This window comes from Cellulosimicrobium sp. CpK407, assembly GCF_051844275.1.
Taxonomy (GTDB): Bacteria; Actinomycetota; Actinomycetes; order Actinomycetales; family Cellulomonadaceae; genus Cellulosimicrobium; species Cellulosimicrobium cellulans_G.
This window is the reverse complement of sequence record NZ_JBGNYC010000004.1, coordinates 1-21949: the sequence shown is the minus strand read 5'-3', so window position 1 is coordinate 21949 and position 21949 is coordinate 1. Positions and strand designations below refer to the sequence as shown.

General features: G+C 75.5%; 25 protein-coding genes. 16 read left to right on the top strand and 9 right to left on the bottom strand.

Going from position 1 to position 21949, the window contains the following annotated elements:
- Positions 1–304: 304 nt before the first annotated feature.
- Positions 305–1336, bottom strand: coding sequence for an alcohol dehydrogenase AdhP (gene adhP / locus ABWU78_RS02910; RefSeq protein ID WP_439157501.1), 1032 nt, complete (start codon positions 1334–1336; stop codon positions 305–307).
- Between the two features lie 118 nt (positions 1337–1454).
- Positions 1455–1886: a hypothetical protein gene (locus tag ABWU78_RS02905; protein ID WP_353709453.1), complete on the bottom strand. Its 432-nt coding sequence runs from the start codon at positions 1884–1886 to the stop codon at positions 1455–1457.
- A 148-nt stretch (positions 1887–2034) separates the two neighbouring features.
- Between ABWU78_RS02905 and ABWU78_RS02900 the strand changes: the two genes are divergently transcribed.
- The 7 genes from ABWU78_RS02900 to ABWU78_RS02870 all read left to right on the top strand — a co-directional run bounded on the left by ABWU78_RS02900 (position 2035) and on the right by ABWU78_RS02870 (position 7209).
- Positions 2035–2595 carry a Rieske (2Fe-2S) protein gene (locus tag ABWU78_RS02900; protein ID WP_353709452.1) on the top strand — a complete coding sequence of 187 codons (561 nt, stop codon included), beginning with the start codon at positions 2035–2037 and terminating at the stop codon, positions 2593–2595.
- A 122-nt stretch (positions 2596–2717) separates the two neighbouring features.
- Entirely contained in the window at positions 2718–3881 is a 1164-nt protein-coding gene (locus ABWU78_RS02895; protein WP_253051388.1) for a histidinol-phosphate transaminase, read from the top strand.
- Positions 3878–4477 (top strand): imidazoleglycerol-phosphate dehydratase HisB, encoded by a 600-nt coding sequence (hisB, locus tag ABWU78_RS02890; protein WP_047233989.1) that lies wholly within the window; start codon positions 3878–3880, stop codon positions 4475–4477. Before ABWU78_RS02895 ends, hisB begins: the two co-directional genes overlap by 4 nt.
- The gene (locus ABWU78_RS02885) at positions 4474–4989 is read left to right on the top strand and encodes a hypothetical protein (RefSeq protein WP_353709451.1); all 516 of its coding nucleotides are present in this window, start codon (positions 4474–4476) and stop codon (positions 4987–4989) included. The genes hisB and ABWU78_RS02885 overlap by 4 nt, the downstream gene beginning before the upstream one ends.
- Positions 4986–5663, top strand: a complete 678-nt coding sequence (hisH, locus tag ABWU78_RS02880; protein WP_253051390.1) for an imidazole glycerol phosphate synthase subunit HisH — start codon at positions 4986–4988, stop codon at positions 5661–5663. The genes ABWU78_RS02885 and hisH overlap by 4 nt, the downstream gene beginning before the upstream one ends.
- An 83-nt stretch (positions 5664–5746) precedes the next feature.
- Positions 5747–6478, top strand: coding sequence for a bifunctional 1-(5-phosphoribosyl)-5-((5-phosphoribosylamino)methylideneamino)imidazole-4-carboxamide isomerase/phosphoribosylanthranilate isomerase PriA (gene priA / locus ABWU78_RS02875; RefSeq protein WP_374614627.1), 732 nt, complete (start codon positions 5747–5749; stop codon positions 6476–6478).
- The gene (locus ABWU78_RS02870; RefSeq protein WP_353709450.1) at positions 6475–7209 is read left to right on the top strand and encodes an SseB family protein; all 735 of its coding nucleotides are present in this window, start codon (positions 6475–6477) and stop codon (positions 7207–7209) included. Before priA ends, ABWU78_RS02870 begins: the two co-directional genes overlap by 4 nt.
- 10 nt (positions 7210–7219) lie before the next feature.
- Here ABWU78_RS02870 and ABWU78_RS02865 read toward each other — a convergent pair whose 3' ends face one another.
- From ABWU78_RS02865 to ABWU78_RS02840, 6 genes are all read right to left on the bottom strand, one after another.
- On the bottom strand, positions 7220–7741 hold the full coding sequence (locus tag ABWU78_RS02865; protein ID WP_253051393.1) for a hypothetical protein: 522 nt from the start codon (positions 7739–7741) through the stop codon (positions 7220–7222).
- Positions 7742–7841: 100 nt separating this feature from the next.
- Positions 7842–8630, bottom strand: coding sequence for a S1C family serine protease (locus ABWU78_RS02860; RefSeq protein WP_253051394.1), 789 nt, complete (start codon positions 8628–8630; stop codon positions 7842–7844).
- Positions 8627–9109, bottom strand: coding sequence for a hypothetical protein (locus tag ABWU78_RS02855; protein ID WP_439157500.1), 483 nt, complete (start codon positions 9107–9109; stop codon positions 8627–8629). The genes ABWU78_RS02860 and ABWU78_RS02855 overlap by 4 nt, the downstream gene beginning before the upstream one ends.
- 335 nt (positions 9110–9444) lie before the next feature.
- A complete protein-coding gene (locus ABWU78_RS02850) occupies positions 9445–9816 on the bottom strand; it encodes a DUF1844 domain-containing protein (RefSeq protein ID WP_374059024.1) in 372 nt (123 codons plus the stop codon).
- A 145-nt stretch (positions 9817–9961) separates the two neighbouring features.
- Positions 9962–11476, bottom strand: coding sequence for a catalase (locus ABWU78_RS02845; RefSeq protein WP_439157499.1), 1515 nt, complete (start codon positions 11474–11476; stop codon positions 9962–9964).
- A 114-nt stretch (positions 11477–11590) separates the two neighbouring features.
- Positions 11591–12055 carry a Fur family transcriptional regulator gene (locus tag ABWU78_RS02840; RefSeq protein WP_353709447.1) on the bottom strand — a complete coding sequence of 155 codons (465 nt, stop codon included), beginning with the start codon at positions 12053–12055 and terminating at the stop codon, positions 11591–11593.
- 377 nt (positions 12056–12432) lie between these two features.
- On the opposite strand from ABWU78_RS02840, the gene infC reads away from it, so the two are divergent.
- From infC to ABWU78_RS02795, 9 genes are all read left to right on the top strand, one after another.
- A complete protein-coding gene (gene infC / locus ABWU78_RS02835; RefSeq protein WP_439157557.1) occupies positions 12433–13434 on the top strand; it encodes a translation initiation factor IF-3 in 1002 nt (333 codons plus the stop codon).
- 109 nt (positions 13435–13543) lie between these two features.
- Complete coding sequence (gene rpmI, locus ABWU78_RS02830) at positions 13544–13738, top strand: 50S ribosomal protein L35 (RefSeq protein WP_047233980.1); 195 nt, start codon at positions 13544–13546, stop codon at positions 13736–13738.
- 67 nt (positions 13739–13805) lie between these two features.
- On the top strand, positions 13806–14192 hold the full coding sequence (gene rplT / locus ABWU78_RS02825; protein WP_024840664.1) for a 50S ribosomal protein L20: 387 nt from the start codon (positions 13806–13808) through the stop codon (positions 14190–14192).
- Positions 14193–14260: 68 nt separating this feature from the next.
- Positions 14261–15157 (top strand): TrmH family RNA methyltransferase, encoded by an 897-nt coding sequence (locus ABWU78_RS02820; protein ID WP_439157556.1) that lies wholly within the window; start codon positions 14261–14263, stop codon positions 15155–15157.
- Entirely contained in the window at positions 15154–15822 is a 669-nt protein-coding gene (gene thpR, locus ABWU78_RS02815; RefSeq protein ID WP_439157498.1) for an RNA 2',3'-cyclic phosphodiesterase, read from the top strand. The genes ABWU78_RS02820 and thpR overlap by 4 nt, the downstream gene beginning before the upstream one ends.
- Before the next feature lie 342 nt (positions 15823–16164).
- The gene (gene pheS, locus ABWU78_RS02810; RefSeq protein ID WP_253051399.1) at positions 16165–17292 is read left to right on the top strand and encodes a phenylalanine--tRNA ligase subunit alpha; all 1128 of its coding nucleotides are present in this window, start codon (positions 16165–16167) and stop codon (positions 17290–17292) included.
- Positions 17292–19913, top strand: coding sequence for a phenylalanine--tRNA ligase subunit beta (gene pheT / locus ABWU78_RS02805; RefSeq protein WP_439157497.1), 2622 nt, complete (start codon positions 17292–17294; stop codon positions 19911–19913). Before pheS ends, pheT begins: the two co-directional genes overlap by 1 nt.
- A complete protein-coding gene (locus tag ABWU78_RS02800; protein ID WP_253051401.1) occupies positions 19910–20788 on the top strand; it encodes an SDR family oxidoreductase in 879 nt (292 codons plus the stop codon). Before pheT ends, ABWU78_RS02800 begins: the two co-directional genes overlap by 4 nt.
- A gap of 253 nt (positions 20789–21041) precedes the next feature.
- Positions 21042–21716: a YceI family protein gene (locus ABWU78_RS02795; protein WP_253051402.1), complete on the top strand. Its 675-nt coding sequence runs from the start codon at positions 21042–21044 to the stop codon at positions 21714–21716.
- An 11-nt stretch (positions 21717–21727) separates the two neighbouring features.
- Here the strand turns inward: ABWU78_RS02795 and ABWU78_RS02790 are convergent.
- Positions 21728–21949, bottom strand: a 222-nt coding sequence (locus tag ABWU78_RS02790; RefSeq protein WP_439157496.1) for a hypothetical protein, incomplete at its 5' end; no start/stop codon positions are given.

Below are 21949 nucleotides of genomic sequence, written 5' to 3'. Positions count from 1 at the left end.
CGCGGGGGAGGACGCACGGGTCGGGAGGTCGGTGCCGTCCGGTACCGCCACGCGCGGCGCCGGCGCCGGGTCCGGGCCGGGCCCCGACGGCGCGGCCTCCGCCCAGGGGTCGCCGTACGGGTCGGCGGGCTCGTCGAGCGGCGGCGCGTCGGCCGGGTCGAAGGGCAGGTCGGCGTACGGGTCGGTGGGGCTCACCCGCACGATCGTAGGCGCACCTGCCGACCCTCGGGTCGTCGTGCACAGGCCGCGGCCCGCGGACCCCGGGGACGGGGTCGCGGGCCGCGGGAGCCGAGCGCGTGGGACGTCAGGAGCGAATGTCCATGACCACGCGACCGTCGATCCTGCCCTCCTCCATCTCGGAGAAGATCGCGTTGACGTCGTCGAGCGGGCGCACCGTGTACGTCGGGCTGATCTTCCCGCGGGCGAAGAAGTCGAGCGCCTCCGCCATGTCCTTGCGCGTCCCGACGATCGACCCGCGCACGGTCAGCCCGAAGAGGACGGTCGTGAAGATGTCGAGCGGGAACTTCTCCGGCGGGAGCCCGACGAGCGAGACCGTGCCGCCGCGGCGCAGCGCTCCCACGGCCTGCGGGAACGCGTGCGCGTTGACGGCGGTGACCAGCGCGCCGTGGACGCCGCCGCCCGTCTGCTCCTGGATCTCGGCCGCGGCGTCGGGCGACGTCGCGGCGTTGACCGTGACCTCCGCGCCGTGCTTGCGCGCGAGGGCGAGCTTCTCGTCGTCCACGTCCACCGCGGCGACGCGGCGGCCCATCGCGACGGCGTACTGCACCGCGATGTGCCCGAGCCCGCCGATCCCGGAGACCAGCACCCACTCGCCGGGCTGGGTGTCCGTGACCTTGAGGCCCTTGTAGACGGTGACGCCCGCGCACAGGATCGGCCCCACGGCGGACAGGTCGACCCCGTCCGGGACCACCGGGCAGTAGCGCGAGTCGACGAGCATGTACTGGCCGAACGAGCCGTCGACCGAGTAGCCGCCGTTCTTCTGGTGCGGGCACAGCGTCTCCCAGCCCGTCTCGCAGTACTCGCACTCGCCGCACGCGCTCCAGAGCCAGGCGTTGCCGACCGTGTCGCCGACCCGGACGCGGGTCACCTGGTCGCCCACCGCGACGACCGTGCCGACGCCCTCGTGTCCGGGCACGAACGGGGGCGAGGGCTTCACCGGCCAGTCGCCGTGCGCGGCGTGCAGGTCCGTGTGGCACACGCCGGTGTAGTCGACCTTGACGAGGGCCTCGTGCGGTCCGGGGGTGGGGACCTCGACCTCGTCGACGCGCAGCGGGTCCGTGAAGGAGTGGACGACGGCGGCACGCATGGTGGGCATGACGATCACCTCGGTTGCTCGGGGAGAGTGGCGGCCGGACCGTGCCGGCGGTCCTGCCTCGTCCTCGACGCTACGCGCGCCGGGGAGGGCCGGCGCGGTGAGCGGCGGTATCGACGACTCAGGGCCGTGCGGCTCGTGACCTTCGCCTCTCCACGACGAGGGCGAGAGTCCCCGCCACCACGACGACCCACTCGCTCACCGCGGCGAGCACCTGCTGCGTCCCGCCCACCGTCTCGTTCACGCCGAAGAACCCCACGGTCGTCGACAGGTAGAACGCGGCGAGGGTGAGCGCCCCGAACCCGACCGCGCCGAGGAGCGGGAGCCAGTGCCGCCACACGAGGACGAGGAGGCCGAGGACGAGCCCCGCGACCGCGTTGAGCGCGAAGAGCGGACCGACCACGTCGATGTCGCGGTACCCCTCGACGAACAGGGCGAGGTGGACGTCGGCCGAGAGCAGCAGCCCGGCGGCGGTCAGGCCGCGCAGGACCCACGCGCCGAGCGCGCGGCCCTCCCGGACGGGCGGCGTGGGCGGCCCCGTGGTCACGGACATCGTCGTCTCCTCCGCTCGTGGGCGGTCGGGGCGCGGGCCCGCGCGCCCCGGTGCTTCAATGGAACCGCCGCCGACGTCGTCGCGCGCGCCGGGCGGCCGGGGCGGGTCGAGGGGTCCGCCGTGCAGGCACCGTGCAGGGAGGCCGGACATGGACGCACCGCACCGCGCAGACGCCGCGCACGGCGCCGGACCCGACCGGAGCACGAGGGCTCCGGCCCGTGGCCCGGACCGGGGTTCGGCCCCGCGGCCGCGTGTCCCCCACGCGGCGACGCCGACGCGGCGCGTCGTCCTCGCCGGGTCCGGCGCGGGCGCCGCGCTCGCCCTCCTCGCCGCGTGCGGCGGCGAGCCGTCGGGGACGCAGGACGGGGCGACGAGCGGCGACGACGGCTCCGGCGGGGGCGAGGCCGTCGTCGAGCCCGGACAGGCGCTCGCCAGCACCGACGACGTCCCGGTCGGCGGGGCGCTCGCGGTCACCGTCGCGGGCGCCCCGCTCCTCGTCACGCAGCCCGAGGACGGGACGTTCGCGGCCTTCAGCGCGATCTGCACCCACCAGGGCTGCACGGTCGCGCCCGGGGACGGCGAGCTCCTGTGCCCGTGCCACGCGTCCCGCTACGACCTCGCGACCGGCGCCGTGCTCGGCGGGCCGGCACCCGCGTCCCTGCCCGAGGTGCCCGTGACGGTCGACGGCGGCGAGGTCACGTCCGCATGACGTGGCGGCCGGCGACCGCGCGCCGGGCGCGAGGTCGGCGCGAGCCCGGCTACGACCAGCGCCGCTGCCCGCGTGCCGGACGTCACGGACGTCGGTGCGCACGCGGTTCGTAGACTGTCCGGGTGACCCCACCCTCCGTCGCGGGACGGCCCCTGCTCCCGCTGCGCCCCGAGCTCGCCGGCGTCGAGCCGTACGGCGCGCCGCAGCTCGACGTCCCGGTCCTGCTCAACGTCAACGAGAACCCGCACGCGCCGAGCGAGGCAGTCGTCGCGACGATCACGCAGGCCGTGCGCGACGCCGCCGCGGGCCTCAACCGCTACCCCGACCGCGACTTCCTCGGGCTGCGCGCCGACCTCGCGGCGTACCTGGGCGCGGAGTCCGGCGTCGCGCTGGGCGCCGAGCAGCTCTGGGCGGCCAACGGGTCGAACGAGATCATGCTCCACGTGCTGCAGGCGTTCGGCGGCCCGGGCCGCACCGCGGTGTCGTTCGCGCCCACGTACTCGATGTACCCGGAGTACGCGCGCGACACCCACACGGCGTGGGTCGTCGGGCGCCGCGCCGAGGACTTCACGCTCGATCCGGAGCACGCGCGCGAGGTGGTCGCGCGCGAGCAGCCGTCCGTCGTCCTGCTCGCGAGCCCCAACAACCCGACCGGGACCGCGCTGCCCGCGGCGACCGTCGAGGCGGTGTGCGAGGCGGCGCTCGCGGTCCGCGTGCCGCTCGCCGACGGGCGCGAGGCGCCGGCCGTCGTCGTCGTCGACGAGGCGTACGGCGAGTTCCGCCGCGCCGGCACGCCCTCCGCGCTCGAGCTGCTCGACCGGTACCCGAACCTCGCCGTGACGCGCACGATGTCCAAGGCGTTCGCGCTCGCGGGCGCCCGCGTGGGCTACCTCGCGGCGTCGCGCGAGCTCGTCGACGCGCTGCGCGTGGTCCGGCTCCCGTACCACCTGTCCGCCGTGACCCAGGCGGTCGCGCGCGCGGCCCTGTCGCACTCGGCGGAGCTGCTCGCGCAGGTCTCGGCGCTGCGCGAGCGGCGCGACGAGACCGTCGCGTGGCTGCGCTCGCTGCGGCACCCGGACGGGCGCGCGCTCGCGGTCGCGGAGTCCGACGCGAACTTCGTCCTCTTCGGCACGTTCGACGACCGGCACGCGGTCTGGGCGGGCCTGTTGGAGCGGGGCGTGCTCATCCGGGAGACTGGTCCCGACGGCTGGCTGCGGGTGTCGATCGGCACCGGCGAGGAGATGCGGGCCTTCCGACAGGCCCTCGTGGAGGTGGCAGGACTGTGAAGCGCACCGCGCGCATCGAGCGCGCGACGTCCGAGTCGAGCGTGCTCGTCGAGCTCGACCTCGACGGCACGGGACGGACGGAGATCTCGACGACCGTCCCGTTCTACGACCACATGCTCACGGCGCTGGGCAAGCACTCGCTCATCGACCTCAAGGTCGTCGCGACGGGCGACACGCACATCGACGCGCACCACACCGTCGAGGACGTGGCGATCACGATCGGCGAGGCGCTGCGCGTCGCGCTCGGGGACAAGGCCGGCATCGGCCGCTTCGGCGACGCCACCGTTCCCCTCGACGAGGCGCTCGCGCTCGCCGTCGTGGACGTGTCCGGACGCCCGTACCTCGTCCACTCGGGCGAGCCGGAGGGCCAGGAGTACCACCTCATCGGCGGGCACTTCACGGGGTCGCTCACGCGCCACGTGCTCGAGTCGATCGCGCACCACGCGGGCATCTGCATCCACGTGCGCGTCCTCGCCGGTCGCGACCCGCACCACATCGTCGAGGCGCAGTTCAAGGCCCTCGCCCGCGCGCTGCGCGCCGCGGTCGCTCCCGACCCGCGCGTCGAGGGCGTCCCGTCCACCAAGGGGGCCCTGTGAGCACGCACGACGACGACGCGCTCGACGGCGTCGAGATCCCGGACGACCTCTCGTCCCTCACGGGTCCTTCCGCGGCGCCCGACCTCGTCGCGCTCATCACGCAGATCGCCGGGGCCGAGCCGCTCGCCGCGGCGTGCTCGCTCGCCCAGGTCGAGGCCGACGTCGTGCCGACCGACGTGGGCGCCGTCGCGGTGCTCCGCGACACGGCCGGCGACGCGCCCGCGCACGCCGCCGCCGCGCTGACCACCCTGGTCAAGGGCGTGCCGCTCGTGCTCGTGGCGCGCAGCGGCGAACAGCTCACGATGACGCGCTGGACCGACGGCGCCCCGGGCGACCAGCTCGCGCCGGGCCTCGTGCTCGGCGGCGCGCCCGAGGCGCTCGAGGACCTGCTCACCGGCACGACGACGCTCGCCGACCAGGCCGGCGTCGTCGCGAGCTCGTCGATCTCGCGCTGGAAGGCGATGCGGCTGCTCACGTCCGCCGCGCGCCGGGCCCGGAGGAGCGGCGCATGAGCGAGCCGGTCGTCGGTGAGGCGTCGGGCGTGCGGCGCCCGTCCGTCGTCGTCCTCGACTACGGGTTCGGCAACGTCCGCTCGGCCGTGCGTGCGCTCGAGCGCGTCGGCGCGGACGTCGAGCTCACCGCGGACCGTGCCGCGGCCCAGGACGCCGACGGGCTCGTCGTCCCCGGCGTCGGCGCGTTCGCCGCGGTCATGGCGGGCCTGCGCGGCGTCCGCGGCGACGAGATCGTCGGACGGCGGCTCGCCGGCGGGCGCCCCGTGCTCGGCATCTGCGTGGGCATGCAGGTCATGTTCGACCGGGGCGACGAGCACGGCACCCTGACCGACGGGCTGGGGGAGTGGGCCGGTCTCGTCGACCGGCTCGAGGCGGAGGTCGTGCCCCACATGGGATGGGACACGGTCGACGTGCCCGCGGGCAGCGTGCTGTTCCGCGGCGTCGAGGACGAGCGCTTCTACTTCGTCCACTCCTACGCCGCCCGGTCGTTCACGACTGGCCAGGACCTGCCCGCCGACTCGCCGATCCGGCGACCGCTCGTCACGTGGTCCGACCACGGCGGGAGGTTCGTCGCCGCCGTGGAGAACGGGCCGCTGTCCGCCACGCAGTTCCACCCCGAGAAGTCCGGCGACGCGGGCGCGACCCTGCTCGAGAACTGGGTCCGCTCGCTCTGACCGACCGCGCGCCGGGTGCACCTCGCCCGGCGCGCACCACCCGGCGCGACAGCGACGCGCCGCCGACACCGATGGAGAACCCCGTGACCGACCGCCTCGTGCTGCTCCCCGCCGTCGACGTCGCCGACGGCCAGGCCGTCCGCCTCGTCCAGGGCGAGGCCGGCTCCGAGACCTCGTACGGCGACCCGCTCGCCGCCGCGCTCGACTGGCAGTCGGGCGGTGCCGAGTGGATCCACCTCGTGGACCTCGACGCCGCGTTCGGCCGCGGCTCCAACGCGGAGCTGCTCGCCGACGTCGTCGCGCGTCTCGACGTCCAGGTCGAGCTCTCCGGCGGGATCCGCGACGACGCGTCGCTCGAGCGCGCGCTCGCCACCGGAGCGCGCCGCGTCAACCTCGGCACCGCGGCGCTCGAGAACCCCGAGTGGACGGCGAAGGTCATCGCGGAGCACGGCGACGCGATCGCCGTCGGCCTCGACGTGCGCGGCACGACGCTCGCGGCGCGCGGGTGGACCCAGGAGGGCGGCGACCTCTGGGAGGTCCTCGACCGCCTCGAGGCCGCCGGGTGCGCGCGCTACGTCGTCACGGACGTGACCAAGGACGGCACGCTGCGCGGCCCCAACCTCGACCTCCTGCGCGACGTCGCGGCGCGCACCGAGGCGCCGGTCGTCGCGTCGGGCGGCATCTCCAGCCTCGCCGACCTCGAGGCGCTGCGCGCGCTCGTCCCCGCGGGCGTCGAGGGGGCGATCGTGGGGAAGGCCCTCTACGCGGGCGCGTTCACGCTGCCCCAGGCGCTCGACGTCGCGGGTCGGCCGTGACGACGGGCTCCGCAGGGAAGGCGCTGCCGCCGTCCTCCGGCTTCGCGGGCGACGACGGCTCGGCGGACCCGGCGCTGGCCGCGCTCCTCGACGCCTACGCCGCGGGCTCGGGCTCGTTGGCCGAGGTCGTCGCGCGGCTCGGCGAGACGCGCGTCCTCATCCCGATCCTGGCCGAGCTCGAGAGCGCGGGCGAGGGCGAGCACGGGCACACCGTCGACAAGGAGGCATCGGCGGGCGTCGTCGCGATCGAGGCGCCGGACGGTCGCCGCGCGCTCCCGGTGTTCACGTCCGTGGCGACGATGGCGGCGTGGCGCGCGAGCGCTCGCCCCGTCCCCGTGGACGCCCGCCGCGCGGCGCTGTCCGCCGTGAGCGAGGACTGGTCGCTGCTCGTCCTCGACCCGGGCGGCCCCGTGACGGCGCTCGTGCCCCGGCCGGCCGTGTGGGCGCTCGCCCAGGGCAAGGACTGGTCGCCGACCGTCGTCGACGGCGCGGTGGACCCCGAGGTGCTCGCGGCGGTCCAGGGCGCGCTCGCCGGGATCCCGCACGTCGCGCGGGCGTGGGCGGAGCCGGGGCGGCGCGCGGAGGTCGCCGTCGTGCTGCGCATCGACGCCGGGCTGGACCGGGCGGGCCTCGACGCGGTGCTCGGTCAGGTCAACGCCGCCCTGGCGAACGACGCCGTCGTGTCCGAGCGCGTCGACGGCCTCGAGCTGCGGGTCGGCCGGGCGGACTGACCGTCCCGGGTCAGCGACGGCGCAGGCGGCTCAGGCCCCACGCGAGCGCGGCCGAGAACGCGACGACCGCCCCGAGCGCCTGCCCGCCGAGGATCACGCGGTTGAGGTCCAGCGCGGGCTGCCAGCGCACGCCCGCGTCGTCGACGACGTAGACCCCCTTGGCGACGACGCGGACCCCGAAGCCGCCCCCGCCTCCGGAGCCCTCGCCGCCCGCCTCGCCGCCGGCGTTGCCGGACCCGGGGTCGGACGACGCGCCCGTGCTCGGCGTCGCGGCCTCCTCGCCCTCCGCCGGCGCGGACGCGGCCCCGATGCGGCGACGCCAGTCGGCCGCGCCCTTGCCGGACAGCTCTCCCGCGCCGGAGCCCCAGCCCGAGCCGGTGCCGCCCCAGACGGTCGCGACGGGGATGACGAGCGTGCCGTCGCGCTCGTAGGACTCTCCGAAGACGCGACGCACGGTGAGCGTGTCGCGTGCCGCGTGGGTGATGTGCGCCGGGTCGACCGGGGACGTGTCCGAGCTCGCGTGTGTGCTCATGGCAGGAAGGGTAGACCTGCGGTCCCGGGTGCGCGCGGGGTGCGGCGCGGCGGGTCGTACCGGCCCGCCGCACCGCACCGACGCGCTCCCGCACGGGCGGTCAGGCGTCGCATTCCGGGAGGACGGTGAACGCCGACTCGTCGCCGAGCATCGTCTGCAGCGTGCTCACCGGGACGAGCAGCGACTTGTCGGTCGACGTCTTCGCGTAGACGACGCCGATGACCTCGCCGGCGTCGTTGAGCGCCGCGGAGCCGGAGCTCCCCGGCTCGACCGGGGCGTCGGTGACGAGCACCTCGCCGAGGTTCTCGTGCAACGGGTCCGTCGTCGTCCCGATGACGGAGCCCTGCGTCACCGTGAGCCGACCGCCCTCGGGGTAGCCCACGACCGTCACCGGGTCGCCCGGCGCCGGGTCGGCCGCCGCGAGGGTGGGGGCCGACGGGAGGTCCTCCGCCGTCCGGACGATCGCGAGGTCCGCGAGACCGGCCACGCTCGCGGTCTGGGCCGCGATGTCGCGGCCGTCGTAGGTGAGGAGCTGCAGCGAGCGTGACGAGTCGACCACGTGCTTGTTGGTGATGAGCGTCCGGGAGTCGACGGCGAACCCCGAGCCGGTCGACAGCCCGTCGCAGCGCACGTTGCGGATGCGCACGGCCATGCGCCGGACCGCGTCGAAGCCGTCCGCCGAAAGGTTCTCCGACCCCGCCGGGTCGTCGGGCGCGACGAGCGACGGAACGACCGAGTCCGGCACGGGCTCGGGGAGCTCCGGCAGGACGCCGCAGGCCGCCAGCGAGCCGGCGAGCAGGGACGCCGAGACGAGGGACCCGACGACACGCCGGCGGACGGAGCGCCCGGCGTCGCCCCGGGCGGACGGCCCGGGTCGGCGCCGGGTCATCCGGCGAGCTCCTGCTGGAGCTGGGAGTTCGCGTCCGTGGCCTCCTGGCACAGCAGGTCGACCTGGTCGGCGAAGCGCTCCAGGTCCGCGGGGTCGTACGCGTCGCGGTTGTTGAGGTAGCCGATGAGCTGCGTCTGCGCCGTCGTGCACTGGCCGAGCGCGGCCGCGACCTTGCCGGCCGCCTCCGAGACCCGGCTCTGGTAGTCGAGGTACTGCTGCGACGCCTCGTTCTCGTCGCCGAGCTGTGCCTTCTCGTTGGCGAGGTCGCTGATGCGGTCCTGCGCGGCCGTGAGCTGGGTGCGCGCGGAGTCGAGCTCGGCGTTCGCGCCGTCGAGCTCGGTCTGGAGCCGGGCGACGTCCTCGCCCAGGCCGCGGGCCTCGCTCTCCCAGTCCGCGCTCGACTCCTGCCACCGCGTCGTGGTGACCCACAGGTAGGCGCCCACCCCCAGGGCGGCCGCGAGGAGGAGGGACAGCACCACGATGGCGACCACCGCACCGCGGCGGCGGCGCGCTGGCGCGGTCGCGTCACCGGCGGACGGCACCCCCTCCGGTCCGGGTGCGCCGGTGCCCGGAGCGCCGACGCTCCGGGGGACGGTGGCTCCCGGGACCGCGCCCGCGCCGACGGTGCCGGGCGCGGTGCCCGAGGCCGTGCCCCGCGCCGCGGAGGCCGGGGCGAACGACGGCGGTCCACCGGCCGAGGCGCGCGCGCCCGGGTCCACGGGGGGCGTCGTCCCCCGCGGGACGCTCTCCGGTCGGGTCGGCGACGGCGGCGGCTCGTGGGACCCGCCGTGCGGCGGGGGCACCGGGGGCGTGCTCAACTCACGGCGCCCGTGTACTTCTCGCCCGGGCCCTCGCCCGGGGCGTCGGGGTAGACCGACGCCTCGCGGAACGCGAGCTGGAGCGAGCGCAGCCCGTCGCGGAGCGAGCGGGCGTGCTGGTTGCCGATGTCCGGAGCGCTCGCCGTGACGAGCGCGGCGAGCGCGTTGATGAGCTTGCGCGCCTCGTCGAGGTCGAGGTGGCCCTGCTCCTGCGCGTCCTCGGCCAGGCCGCACTTGACGGCCGCGGCGCTCATGAGGTGGACGGCCGCGGACGTGATGACCTCCACGGCGGCGACGTCGGCGATGTCGCGCACCGCGTCGGTGGCGGGGTCGGGCACGGCGGCGTTCTCGGTACTCATGGCGACCATCTTTCCATCCGGCGGCGGGCGTGGTGGCCCGGTGCGCGGGACGGGCGGCCGACGCGCCCCGAGCCGGGGACGACGTCGGCCGCCGCCCCGGCGAGGGGCGACGGCCGACGGGGTGCGACCGCCCCGCAGGGCGGCCACGACGGGGTCAGACGCGGACCGGCTCCGCGGCCGTCCCGGGCTGGCCGCCCTCGAGCGGGGCGTCCGCGGCGGCGAGGGCCGCGCGCAGGTCGCGACCCAGGTTCGCGTCGACGTACGTCCAGTACTGCACGGCGCGCTCGCGGATGTCCTCGCTGCGCACGGCGCCGACGTGCCCCGTGATCGTCTCGAGGAAGCGCGCGCGTGCCGCGTCGTCGAAGACCTCGCGGTAGAGCGTGCCCGCCTGGCCGAAGTCGTCGTCCTCCGGGTGCAGCGTCGCGGCGCTGCGCGTGAGCTCGCCGTCGGCCTCCCAGCCGGCGGACTCCGCCGCGCGGGCCGGGTCGGCGTGCGCGCCGCCCCGGCTGTTCGGCGCGTACACCGGCGTGGTCGCCGACGAGAACGAGTAGCGCATCGACCCGTCCTTCGCGTACGAGTGACCGCCCTCGGCCGCGGCGTGCGGCGCGTTCACCGGGAGCTGGGCGTGGTTCGTGCCCACGCGGTACCGGTGGGCGTCGGCGTAGGAGAAGATGCGCGCGAGCAGCATCTTGTCCGGGCTCGTCGCGATGCCGGGGACGAAGTTGCTCGGCGCGAACGTCGCCTGCTCGATCTGCGCGAAGTAGTTCTCCGGGTTGCGGTTCAGCTCCATGACGCCCACCTCGACCAGCGGGTAGTCGGCGTGCGGCCACACCTTCGTGAGGTCGAACGGGTTGAACCGGTAGGTCTTGGCGTCCTCGTACGGCATGATCTGGACCGAGAGCGTCCAGCGCGGGAAGTCGCCCGCCTCGATGTGCTCGTACAGGTCGCGGATGTGGTGGTCCGAGTCCGACCCGGCGAGCTGCGAGGCCTCGTCAGCGGTGAGGTTCTTGATGCCCTGCTGGGTCTTGAAGTGGTACTTGACCCAGAACCGCTCGCCCGCCGCGTTGATCCACTGGTAGGTGTGCGAGCCGAACCCGTCCATGTGGCGCCAGCTCGACGGGAGGCCGCGGTCGCCCATGAGCCAGGTCACCTGGTGCGCCGACTCGGGGGAGAGCGACCAGAAGTCCCACTGCATGTCGTTGTCGCGCAGGTTCGAGCCCGGCAGGCGCTTCTGCGACCGGATGAAGTCGGGGAACTTGATGCCGTCGCGCAGGAAGAACACGGGCGTGTTGTTGCCGACGAGGTCGTAGTTGCCCTCGGTCGTGTAGAACTTCAGCGCGAAGCCGCGGGGGTCGCGCCACGTGTCGGGGGAGCCCTGCTCGCCCGCGACGGAGGAGAAGCGCGCGAGCATCTCGGTGGTCGTGCCGGGCTGGAAGAGCGCCGCGCGCGTGTACGCGCTGACGTCGTTCGTCACCGTGAACGTCCCGAAGGCACCGCCGCCCTTGGCGTGCACGACGCGCTCCGGGACGCGCTCGCGGTTGAACTGGGCCAGCTTCTCGACGAGGTAGTGGTCGTGCAGGACGATCGGCCCGTCGGCACCGACGGTCTGGGCGTGGGCGTCCGACGCGACGGGCGCGCCGGCGTTCGTGGTGGTGAAGGGGGCGGTCATGGGTCTCCTTCCGTGGGCCGCGGTCGCGGCCCGTCTGGCGTTCTCATACCGGGATCTTCGTGAGAAAACGGGCGCGCTCCGGGTGCACGAGGCACGGGGAGCGGGCGGGGGCGGTCAGTCCGCGCAGTCGGGGCAGAGGCCCCAGAACGTCACCTCGGCGGTGTCGATCCGGAACCCCGACGTGCTGCTCGGCGTCAGGCAGGGGGCGTGACCGACGGTGCAGTCCACGTCGGCGACGGCGCCGCAGCCCCGGCACACGACGTGGTGGTGGTTGTCGTCGAGGCGGCGCTCGTACCGCGCAGGATGGCCCGCGGGCTCGATCCGGCGGACCAGGCCCTTGTCGGTGAGCGTGTGCAGGACGTCGTAGACCGCCTGGACCGAGACGGAGCCGAGCGACGCGCGCGCGGCGCGCAGGACGTCGTCGGCGTCGGCGTGCTGCTGGAGCTCGACCGCGTCGAGCACGGCCAACCGGGCCGCGGTGACGCGCAAGCCGTGCTCCCGGAGCTCGCCCTCGTGGCGGGCGCGTCGTGGCCCGTCGTCGAGGGTCGTCCCCGCGCCGGGCGTCGGTCCTGTCGTCATGGCACCACTCTAACCACGTAAACTGGAAGAGTTCCAATGATGGAGGCGATCAGGAGATCGCCGTCGGGCGGGTGCGAACATCCGGCCCGCCCTCTGCTATCCTTGATGGCTGACCGACTCGTGCGCGTCTCCTCGTCCGGCTTCCGGGCGACGGGAGGGGTGCGAGTGCGCAAGTGGATCTCATCCCACCCGGGTCTCGACCGCCGACGAACGTCGCGACAGAGGCCGGGTCCTGGTCCGGGACGCACCCTTCGGGGGCGTTCCGACGTGGTCGTCGCCCGGTGCGACGTCCCGACCTGATGGCCTCCGCCCTGCGCTCAGGGACGGAGGCCTTCTTCGTCCCGGGTGGTCTACCGACGACTTCCTAGGAGCATCACATCAGCGAGCCTCGCATCAACGATCGGATCCGCGTCCCCGAGGTCCGACTCATCGGTCCCGGCGGGGAGCAGGTCGGCGTCGTCCGCACCGAGGTTGCCCTGAGCCTTGCCCAGGACGCGGACCTCGACCTCGTCGAGGTCGCCCCGGACGCCCGGCCCCCCGTCGCCAAGCTCATGGACTTCGGCAAGTTCAAGTACGAGTCCGACATGAAGGCGCGTGAGGCGCGGCGCAACCAGGCGAACACGGTCCTCAAGGAGATCCGCTTCCGCCTGAAGATCGACCCGCACGACTACGGCACCAAGAAGGGCCACGTCGAGCGCTTCCTCGCCGCGGGCGACAAGGTCAAGGTCATGATCATGTTCCGTGGCCGTGAGCAGTCGCGCCCCGAGATGGGCGTCCGCCTGCTCCAGCGCCTCGCGGACGACGTCGCGGAGCTCGGTTTCGTGGAGTCGATGCCGAAGCAGGACGGCCGCAACATGACCATGGTGCTCGGCCCGGTGAAGAAGAAGGCCGACGCCAAGAGCGAGCAGCGCAAGCGGGCGCAGGAGGCCGAGCCCCGGCTGACGAAGTCCGCCCAGCGCGCCGCGGCGCGGACCGGCGACGGCGCGGAGCCCGGCGACCTCGACGCGCCCGAGGCCGTCGCGGTCACCGAGAGCACCGAGGCCCCTGCGGTCGAGACCGCTCCGGCCCCGGCCGAGGCGGCTGCCCCCGCCGAGGCTGCGGCCGCCGAGGCGCCCGCGCCGAAGGCCGCTCCCGCGCCGAAGGCCGCCGCACCGCGATCGGCGCCCGCGCCGCGTCCGGCCGCGGCACCGCGTCCCGCTGCCCGACCGGCTGCGGACTCGAAGCCCGCGGCGCCGCGCCCGGCCACCCCCCGTCCGGCACCGGCGGCGCCGTCCGCGCCGGCGTCCGGCGCCAAGCCGGCGGCCCCCAAGCCTGCCGCGCCCAAGCCGAGCGCCCCGCGCCCGGCGCCCAAGCCGGCACCGCGAGGCAAGGCCGGCTGACGGCCGGCAGCACAGACCGACCCTGCTCGGGGTCCGGGCCCACCGGCCAGGACCCGAACACGTCGGCCGCCGCGAGGCGGCTGACCGGACACAAGGAGAGACGGCAGTCATGCCGAAGAACAAGACGCACTCGGGTGCCAAGAAGCGCTTCCGCATCACGGGTACCGGCAAGGTCATGCGCGAGCAGGCCAACGCTCGACACCTGCTCGAGCACAAGGCCACCAAGCGCAAGCGCCGCCTCGCCCAGGACCAGGTGGTCTCGCCCGCCGACGTCAAGACCATCAAGAAGCTGCTCGGCAAGTGACCCGGCAGGTGGCGGGATCCGCCACCGACCGGCTCACCCCTGAGCCCCGAACTGCAAGGAGCATCACGTGGCACGCGTGAAGCGGGCGGTCAACGCCCAGAAGAAGCGCCGTACGACCCTCGAGCGCGCCAGCGGCTACCGCGGCCAGCGCTCGCGCCTCTACCGCAAGGCGAAGGAGCAGGTCACCCACTCCCTCGTCTACTCCTACCGTGACCGCAAGGCGCGCAAGGGCGACTTCCGCAAGCTGTGGATCCAGCGCATCAACGCGGCGTCGCGCGCGCAGGGCCTGACGTACAACCGCCTCATCCAGGGCCTCAAGGCCGCGGGTGTCGAGGTCGACCGTCGCCTGCTCGCCGAGCTCGCGGTCAACGACGTGGCCGCGTTCAACGCGCTGGTCCAGGTCGCGAAGGACGCGCTCCCCGAGGACGTCAACGCGCCGAAGGCCGCAGCCTGACCAGCACCTCACCAGGCCGCGCGTCGGCCCCGGACGCCCGGTCGGCGCCCGGTCCGCTCGACCCCACGCTGACGAACCCTCGCAGCGACCGGGTCAAGGCGGTCCGAGCGCTGGCCGGGCGTCCGGCGCGTTCGCGGCACGGACAGCTCCTCGTGGAGGGCCCCCAGGGCGTGCGCGAGGCCGTGCGGCTCGCGCCCGACCGGGTCCGCGACGTCTACGTGACGCCGACGGCGGGCGAGCGCTACCCCGAGATCGTCGGGGACGCCCGCGCGGCGGGCCTGCACGTCCACGTCGCGACGGCCGAGGTGCTGACCGCGATGAGCGCCGACGCGCAGGGCGTGCTCGCCGTCGTCCGCGCGCACGAGCCGACGCTCGGGGACGTCGTGGCCACGCTCGCCGGGCCCGGCCGCGAGCGGCCCGCCCTCGTCGCGGTGCTGGCGACGGTGCGCGACCCGGGGAACGCCGGGACCGTGATCCGGGCCGCCGACGCGGCCGGCGCGGACGCGGTCGTGCTCGCGGGCGAGAGCGTGGACGTGCACAACCCCAAGGTCGTCCGCTCGACCGCGGGATCGTTGTTCCACCTTCCCGTCGTCACGGGCGTGAGCCTCGCGGACGCGGTGGCCGCGCTGCGCGATGCCGGGCTCACGGTGCTCGCCGCCGACGGCGCGGGCGACCTGGATCTGGACGACCTCCTCGACGTGGCCGGGCCCGCGGGCGCGGGGGCGCTCGACGACGGACAGCGGCGCGTCGACCTCGCGGCCCCGACCGCCTGGGTCTTCGGGAACGAGGCCTGGGGCCTGCCCGAGCGGGACCGGGAGCTCGCCGACGCGGTCGTGCGCGTCCCGATCCGTGGGCTCGCCGAGTCGCTCAACCTCGCGACCGCCGCGACGGTGTGCCTCTACGCCTCGAGCCGGGCGCACCGGCCTGCCCGGCGTCCGGCCGCGGCGGGAGGGGCCGGCGCGTGAGCCTGTTCGCCGCGCTCCGCCCGAGCACCGCCGCGCTCGACCATCTCGCGCTCGCGCTCTCGGGCGCGCAGGCCCAGGAGGCGCGCCGGCCCGACGGCGCCCCGCTGGTGCGCTGGACCCCGCCCGAGATGTGGCACGTGACCGTCTCGTTCTTCGGGTCGGTCCCGGACGGGGCGGTGCCCGACCTCGCTGCCGCGCTCGCGCCGGTGGCGCACGAGACGCCGCCGCCGTCGCTGCGCCTGCGCGGTGCGGGGGTCTTCGACCGGCGTGTGCTGTGGGTCGGCGTCGGGGGGCTCGACGCGGACGCGCTCCCCGGCCTGAGCGTGGCCGTGGCCGAGGCGGCCCGCGAGGTCGGCGTCGGCGTCGACCGGCGACCGCGGCAGCGCGCCCACCTCACCGTGGCGCGCGCCGCCGCCGGGGCCCGGCAGGCTCGACGTCGCGCGCACGCGCGGCGCTCGGGGGGAGGCCTCGCGGACCTCGCCGCCGGTGACCCGCTCGCCGGTCCGGCCGCGGCGCTGTCCGTCTACGCGGGCCCCGACTGGACCGCGCACGAGCTCCTGCTGCTCGAGTCGACGTCCGGCGACCTGCCGGGTGACACGTCGGGCCGGCGGGTGTACCGCACGGTCGAGACCTTCCCGCTGGCGGGGGTGGCCGCGCGCGGCTGACGACCGCGTCGCGGGGAGGGCGACGAGAGCCCCGCACGGGCACGGCCCGGCGCGCGCACGACGGCTGTGCGAGGATGGCGGCCATGAACATGCACGGTGGTCGTCGATTTCCCGGGCCCGTCACGGGCCCGCGCGACTGACGCGTGCACACCTCCCGCCTGAGGCGGGACGGACCGGGCCCGGACGGGCGCCCTAGAATGACCGCGACGCGCGCACCAGCGCGCGCCTGCGCGCGCCGCGTGCGTCGCGCCCCGCGAGGCGGCACCCGTCCAGGCCACCATCGAGGTTCCTGACCTGGTCGTCGCCCGCTCCCGCAGTCCCGCCCTCGCCAGGAAGGCACGCATGTCCAGCCCTGACGCCGACGTCGTCACCCCCGTCACGGGGGACGGCGGCCCGGACACCCCGACCGCACCCTCTCCGCTCGACGCCGACGCGCTCCAGCGCGCGCTCGACGCCGCCCTCGCCGCGATCGCCGGGGCCGGCGACCTCGACGCGCTCAAGCTCGTGCGCACCGAGCACACGGGCGACCGCAGCGCGCTCGCGCTCGCGAACCGCCAGATCGGCTCGCTCGCGCCCGCGGACAAGAAGACCGCCGGCAAGCTCCTCGGCCCGCTCCGCGGCCGCGTGAACCAGGCGCTCGCCGCGCGCCAGGCCGAGCTCGAGGCCGAGCGCGACGAGCGCGTGCTCGTCGAGGAGGCGGTGGACGTCACGCTCCCGGTCGACCGCGTGCCCGCCGGCGCGCGCCACCCCCTGGAGACGCTGCAGGAGCGCGTCGCCGACTTCTTCGTCGGGCTCGGCTGGGAGATCGCCGAGGGCCCCGAGGTCGAGGCGGAGTGGTTCAACTTCGACGCCCTGAACTTCGGCGTCGACCACCCGGCGCGGCAGATGCAGGACACGTTCTACGTGGCGGGGCTGGACGAGGGACCGGACGGTCCGTACGCCCCGTCGAACCTCGTGCTGCGCACGCACACGTCGCCCGTGCAGGCGCGCTCGCTCCTGGAGCGCGGTGTGCCGCTGTACGTCGCGTGCCCGGGCAAGACGTTCCGCACCGACGCGCTCGACGCCACCCACACGCCCGTCTTCCACCAGGTCGAGGGACTGGCGATCGACGAGGGCCTGACGATGGCGAACCTGCTGGGGACGCTGGACGCGTTCGCGCGCGCCATGTTCGGCCCCGAGGCGCGCACGCGCCTGCGGCCGAGCTACTTCCCGTTCACCGAGCCGAGCGCCGAGATGGACCTGTGGTTCCCGCAGAAGAAGGGCGGGCCCGGCTGGATCGAGTGGGGCGGCTGCGGCATGGTCAACCCGAACGTGCTGCGGTCCGTCGGGGTCGACCCCGACGTCTACTCGGGCTTCGCGTTCGGCATGGGCATCGAGCGCACGCTCATGCTGCGCCACGGGATCGCGGACATGCACGACATGGTGGAGGGCGACGTGCGCTTCTCCGCCCAGTTCGGAACGGAGATCTGATGCCCTACGTCGCCATCGACTGGCTGGGCGACCACGTCGACCTGCCTGAGGGGCTCACCGCCGAGCGGCTCGCCGCCGACCTCGTCCGGGTCGGCCTGGAGGAGGAGGCGATCCACGGCGCCGCCGTGACGGGTCCCCTCGTCGTCGGGCGCGTCCTCGCGATGACGCCCGAGCCGCAGAAGAACGGCAAGACGATCAACTGGTGCCTGGTCGACGTCGGACCGGAGCACAACGCCGCCGAGATCACGGGCGTCGACCCCGCCGACGTCCCGGCGGGCGGTGCGCGGGGGATCGTGTGCGGGGCGCACAACTTCGCGCCGGGCGACCTCGTCGTCGTCGCGCTGCCGGGCTCCGTCCTGCCCGGTCCGTTCCCCATCGCGAGCCGCAAGACCTACGGGCACGTGTCCGACGGCATGATCTGCTCGCAGCGCGAGCTCGGGCTCGGCGAGGACCACGACGGCATCATCGTGCTGCCGCGGCTCGGCTACGCGGCCGAGGACCTGACCCCGGGGCAGGACGCGGTCGCGCTGCTCGGCCTCGGCGACGAGGTGCTCGAGATCAACGTGACGCCCGACCGCGGGTACGCGTTCTCCTACCGCGGCGTCGCGCGCGAGTTCTCGCACTCGACGGGGGCGCGCTTCACGGACCCGGGCCTGCCCGGCTCCCTGCCCACGCCCCCGCCCGCGGCGACGCCCGACGGCTTCCCCGTCGAGGTGGACGACGCGGCGCCGATCCACGGCGTCGTGGGGTGCGACCGCTTCGTCACGCGCGTCGTGCGGGGGATCGACCCCGCGGCGCAGACCCCCGCGTGGATGCAGCGCCGCCTCACGGCGTCCGGCATGCGGCCGATCTCGCTCGCGGTCGACGTGACGAACTACGTGATGCTCGACCTCGGGCAGCCGCTGCACGCGTACGACCTCGAGCAGGTCGCGGCGCCGATCGTCGTGCGTCGCGCCGCGCCGGGCGAGCGCCTGGTGACCCTCGACGACGTGGACCGCGCCCTCGACCCCGAGGACCTGCTCATCACGGACAGCCCTGGAGACGTGCGCGGCTCGCGCGTGCTCGGGCTCGCCGGGGTCATGGGCGGGGCGTCCTCCGAGGTCGGCCCGACGACGACGGCCGTGCTGGTCGAGGCCGCGCACTTCGACCAGGTGACGGTCGCGCGCACGTCGCGCCGCCACAAGCTGTCGAGCGAGGCCGCGAAGCGGTTCGAGCGCGGCGTCGACCCGCTGCTGCCCGCGGTCGCGGCGCAGCGTGTGGTCGACCTCCTCGTCCGGCTCGGCGGCGGCACGGCCGACCCGGCGGTGGGCGACCTCGACCGGGTCGTCGCCCCCGCCGCGATCCGCCTCCCGGTCGGCGAGGCCGAGCGCCTCGTCGGCGTGCCGTACACGCTGGAGCAGGTCGTCGGGACGCTCGGCGCGATCGGGTGCACGGTCGAGGCGGACGACGCGGACGCCACCGGCGTGCTCGTGGTGACCCCGCCGTCGTGGCGACCCGACCTCACCGAGCCCTCCGAGCTCGTGGAAGAGGTCGCGCGTCTCGTCGGGTACGACGAGATCCCGTCCCTGCTGCCGGCCGCGCCCGGCGGTCGCGGGCTCACGCGCGAGCAGCGCGTGCGGCGCTCGGTCGCCCGGGCGCTCGCGGAGGACGGCTTCGTCGAGACGCTGAGCTACCCGTTCGTCGGGGACGCGGAGCTCGACGCGCTGCGCCTGCCCGCGGACGACGAGCGCCGCCGGGCGCTGCGCCTGCTCAACCCGCTCGCCGACGACCGGCCGCTGATGCGCACCGACCTCCTCAGCACGCTGCTCGAGACGGCGCGCCGCAACGTCGGCCGCGGGCTGGGCGACGTCGCGCTGTTCGAGGTGGGTCTGGTGACGCACCCGCGCGCGGGTGCTCCTGCGGCGCCCGCGCTGCCGGGCGGCGTCCGGCCGTCCGACGACCGGCTCGCCGCGATCGACGCGTCGCTCCCGGCGCAGCCGCGCCACGTGGCGGGCGTCCTCGTCGGCCGCCGCGAGCGCGCCGGCTGGTGGGGAGCCGGCCGCGCCGCGGACTGGACCGACGCGCTGGCGGCGGCCCGGCTCGTGGTGGAGCGCGCCGGCCTGCACGTGGGTGCGGACGTGTCCGTGGTGGCCGACACCGCGCGCGCCCCGTTCCACCCGGGCCGCTGCGCGCGCCTGGAGCTCGCGGACGGGACCGTGGTCGGGCACGCGGGCGAGCTGCACCCCAAGGTGCTCGAGAACCTCGGCCTGCCCGCGCGCGCGGTGGCGTTCGAGGTCGACCTGTCCGCGGTCGTCGCCGGTTCGTCGGACGCGCCCGTGCAGGCGACGCCCGTCTCGGGCTTCCCGGCCGCCAAGGAGGACCTCGCGTTCGTGGTGGACGCCGGCGTGACCGCCCAGGCGTTGCGCGACGCGATCGTCGACGGCGCCGGGGACCTGGTCGAGGACGTCGCGCTGTTCGACGTCTTCACCGGCGAGCAGGTCGGTGCCGGGCGCAAGTCGCTGGCGTTCTCGCTGCGGCTGCGCGCGGCCGACCGCACGCTCACCGCGGACGACGTCGCGCGCGTCCGCGAGGGTGCCGTGACGGCCGCGCGCGAGCGCGTGGGCGCGGAGCTGCGGGCGTGAGCGTGCACGCGGCGGGTGCCGTCGCGCCCGCCCGGACGGCGCTCGTCACCGGCGCGTCGCGTGGCATCGGTCGCGCGATCGCGGTCGGCCTCGCCGCCGCCGGTCTCGACGTCGCGCTCCTCGCGCGCGACGCCGACCGGCTCGCGGGCGTGGCCGACGAGATCGGCGCCCTGACCGTCGGCGGTGCGGGGCGCGCGGTCGTGGTCACGGCGGACGTCACGGACGCCGCGGCGGTCGCGGCGGCCGTGGGCGCGGCACAGGACGCGCTCGGGAGCGTCGACCTGCTCGTCAACAACGCGGGGCGCGTCGACGCCGAGGTGCCGCTCTGGGAGGCGGACCCCGACGAGTGGTGGTCGGTCGTCGAGACCAACGTGCGCGGGCCGTTCCTCCTCGCGCGCGCCGTCGTCCCGGGGATGCTCGCGCGCGGCGGGGGTCGCGTCGTCGACCTGAACAGCGGCGCGGGCTCGCACGACATGGACGGCGCGAGCGCGTACAACGCGAGCAAGACCGCGCTCCTGCGGCTCGGCGCGAACCTGCACCGGTCCGGGTTCGCGCGCGGCCTGCGGACCTTCGAGGTCTCGCCGGGCGTCGTCCAGACCGACATGACGGCGTCGATGGTCATGCACGAGGGCCGCACCGAGTGGACCCCGGTGGAGCGCACGGTCGAGATGGTCGTCGCGATCGCGCGCGGCGAGCTCGACGCGTTCTCGGGGGCGTTCGTGCGCGTGACGCACGACTCCCCGGCGTCGTTGCGCGCCGCGGCCGAGGAGGCCCTGGGCCGCGGGTCCTCCCTGCCCGGCCCCGACGCGCGGCGCCTGCGGGTCACGCGCTGGGGCGCGGACGACCCGATGCCGGGAGAGCTGCCGAGCCGCTGACGTCCCGCGGCGTGGCCGCGACCACCCGGCGCGTCGCGGACCCGCCCGCACCGACCCGCAGCGCCGCCCGACCCCTCCGGTCGGGCGGCGCTCGTGCGTCCGCGGGCGACGCCTGCGTGGGCACCGCGGGCGGGGGAGATCACCCGGCATCTGGTTGAAACTTCACTCACTCATCGGGGATGCTGTCCTGGACACCTGACCAAGTACCGGGCGGACACCGACGTCGCGGCTCGACGACGCGTGGGAGCGACGGATGACGACGGCACGCCCTGTCCGGCAGTGGAACGGCCTCACCGTTCCCGAGGCCGGCACCTACACCCTCGACGAGGCGCACAAGCGCATCGGGTTCACCGGGATGCACATGATGGTCTCGCCCGTCCGGGGCGAGTTCACCCGGGCGCGCGCCACGATCCTCGTCGGCGAGGACCCGCTCGCCTCGGCGGTGTCCGCGACGATCGAGACCGCGAGCCTCACGACGCACCACGAGGAGCGCGACGCGCACCTACGCAGCGCCGACTTCCTCGACGTCGACGCGTACCCGACGATCGAGTTCCGCAGCACCGCGGTCACGTGGCAGGGCGAGCAGCAGGACCAGATCCTCGCGTGGGCGCGACTGCGGAACCGTTCGCCCGAGCGCGCCGAGCTCGCGCCGGAGCGGGTGCAGCCCCGGACGGCGCAGGCCGGGCGGTTCCTCGTCGAGGGACTGCTCACCGTCCGCGGCGTCACGCACCGGACCGTGCTGTCGATGCAGTACGGCGGCGCGCGCCGCGACCCCTACGGCCGCGACATCTTCGGCTTCCACGCCGCGGGCGAGATCGACCGCGAGAGCTTCGGTCTCGTGTGGAACGTGCTGCTCGAGACGGGCGGGTTCCTCGTCGGCAAGAAGATCGGCCTCGAGATCGCGGGGGAGGCCCTGCACCAGGCCTGACGTCCGGTCCGTCAGGGCGCGTCGCGCGCGACGGCCCCGCGGGCGACCCAGACGTGCCACACACCGCGCTCCGGGTGGACGTGCTCGAAGGCGACGCGGCCGCCGTCCTCGTGCGTGACGACGCCGGCGAGCACGACGCGGCGCCCCCGGCGGTCGACGGTCGTCCAGCGGGCGGGGACCGGAGGGAGCAGCGGCGTCGCGGGGGAGCGCGGCGCGGGTCGGCGGGCGGGTCG

Bases quoted from the DNA above. Each gene is read 5' to 3' on its own strand.
- pheS (WP_253051399.1), top strand. From the start codon at position 16,165: ATGTCCAGCCCTGACGCCGACGTCGTCACCCCCGTCACGGGGGACGGC.
- ABWU78_RS02860 (WP_253051394.1), bottom strand. From the start codon at position 8,630: ATGACCCGGCGCCGACCCGGGCCGTCCGCCCGGGGCGACGCCGGGCGC.
- ABWU78_RS02840 (WP_353709447.1), bottom strand. From the start codon at position 12,055: ATGACGACAGGACCGACGCCCGGCGCGGGGACGACCCTCGACGACGGG.
- ABWU78_RS02850 (WP_374059024.1), bottom strand. From the start codon at position 9,816: ATGGTCGCCATGAGTACCGAGAACGCCGCCGTGCCCGACCCCGCCACC.
- ABWU78_RS02900 (WP_353709452.1), top strand. From the start codon at position 2,035: ATGGACGCACCGCACCGCGCAGACGCCGCGCACGGCGCCGGACCCGAC.
- rpmI (WP_047233980.1), top strand. From the start codon at position 13,544: ATGCCGAAGAACAAGACGCACTCGGGTGCCAAGAAGCGCTTCCGCATC.
- ABWU78_RS02905 (WP_353709453.1), bottom strand. From the start codon at position 1,886: ATGTCCGTGACCACGGGGCCGCCCACGCCGCCCGTCCGGGAGGGCCGC.
- pheT (WP_439157497.1), top strand. From the start codon at position 17,292: ATGCCCTACGTCGCCATCGACTGGCTGGGCGACCACGTCGACCTGCCT.
- hisH (WP_253051390.1), top strand. From the start codon at position 4,986: ATGAGCGAGCCGGTCGTCGGTGAGGCGTCGGGCGTGCGGCGCCCGTCC.
- ABWU78_RS02795 (WP_253051402.1), top strand. From the start codon at position 21,042: ATGACGACGGCACGCCCTGTCCGGCAGTGGAACGGCCTCACCGTTCCC.
- ABWU78_RS02845 (WP_439157499.1), bottom strand. From the start codon at position 11,476: ATGACCGCCCCCTTCACCACCACGAACGCCGGCGCGCCCGTCGCGTCG.
- adhP (WP_439157501.1), bottom strand. From the start codon at position 1,336: ATGCCCACCATGCGTGCCGCCGTCGTCCACTCCTTCACGGACCCGCTG.
- ABWU78_RS02865 (WP_253051393.1), bottom strand. From the start codon at position 7,741: ATGAGCACACACGCGAGCTCGGACACGTCCCCGGTCGACCCGGCGCAC.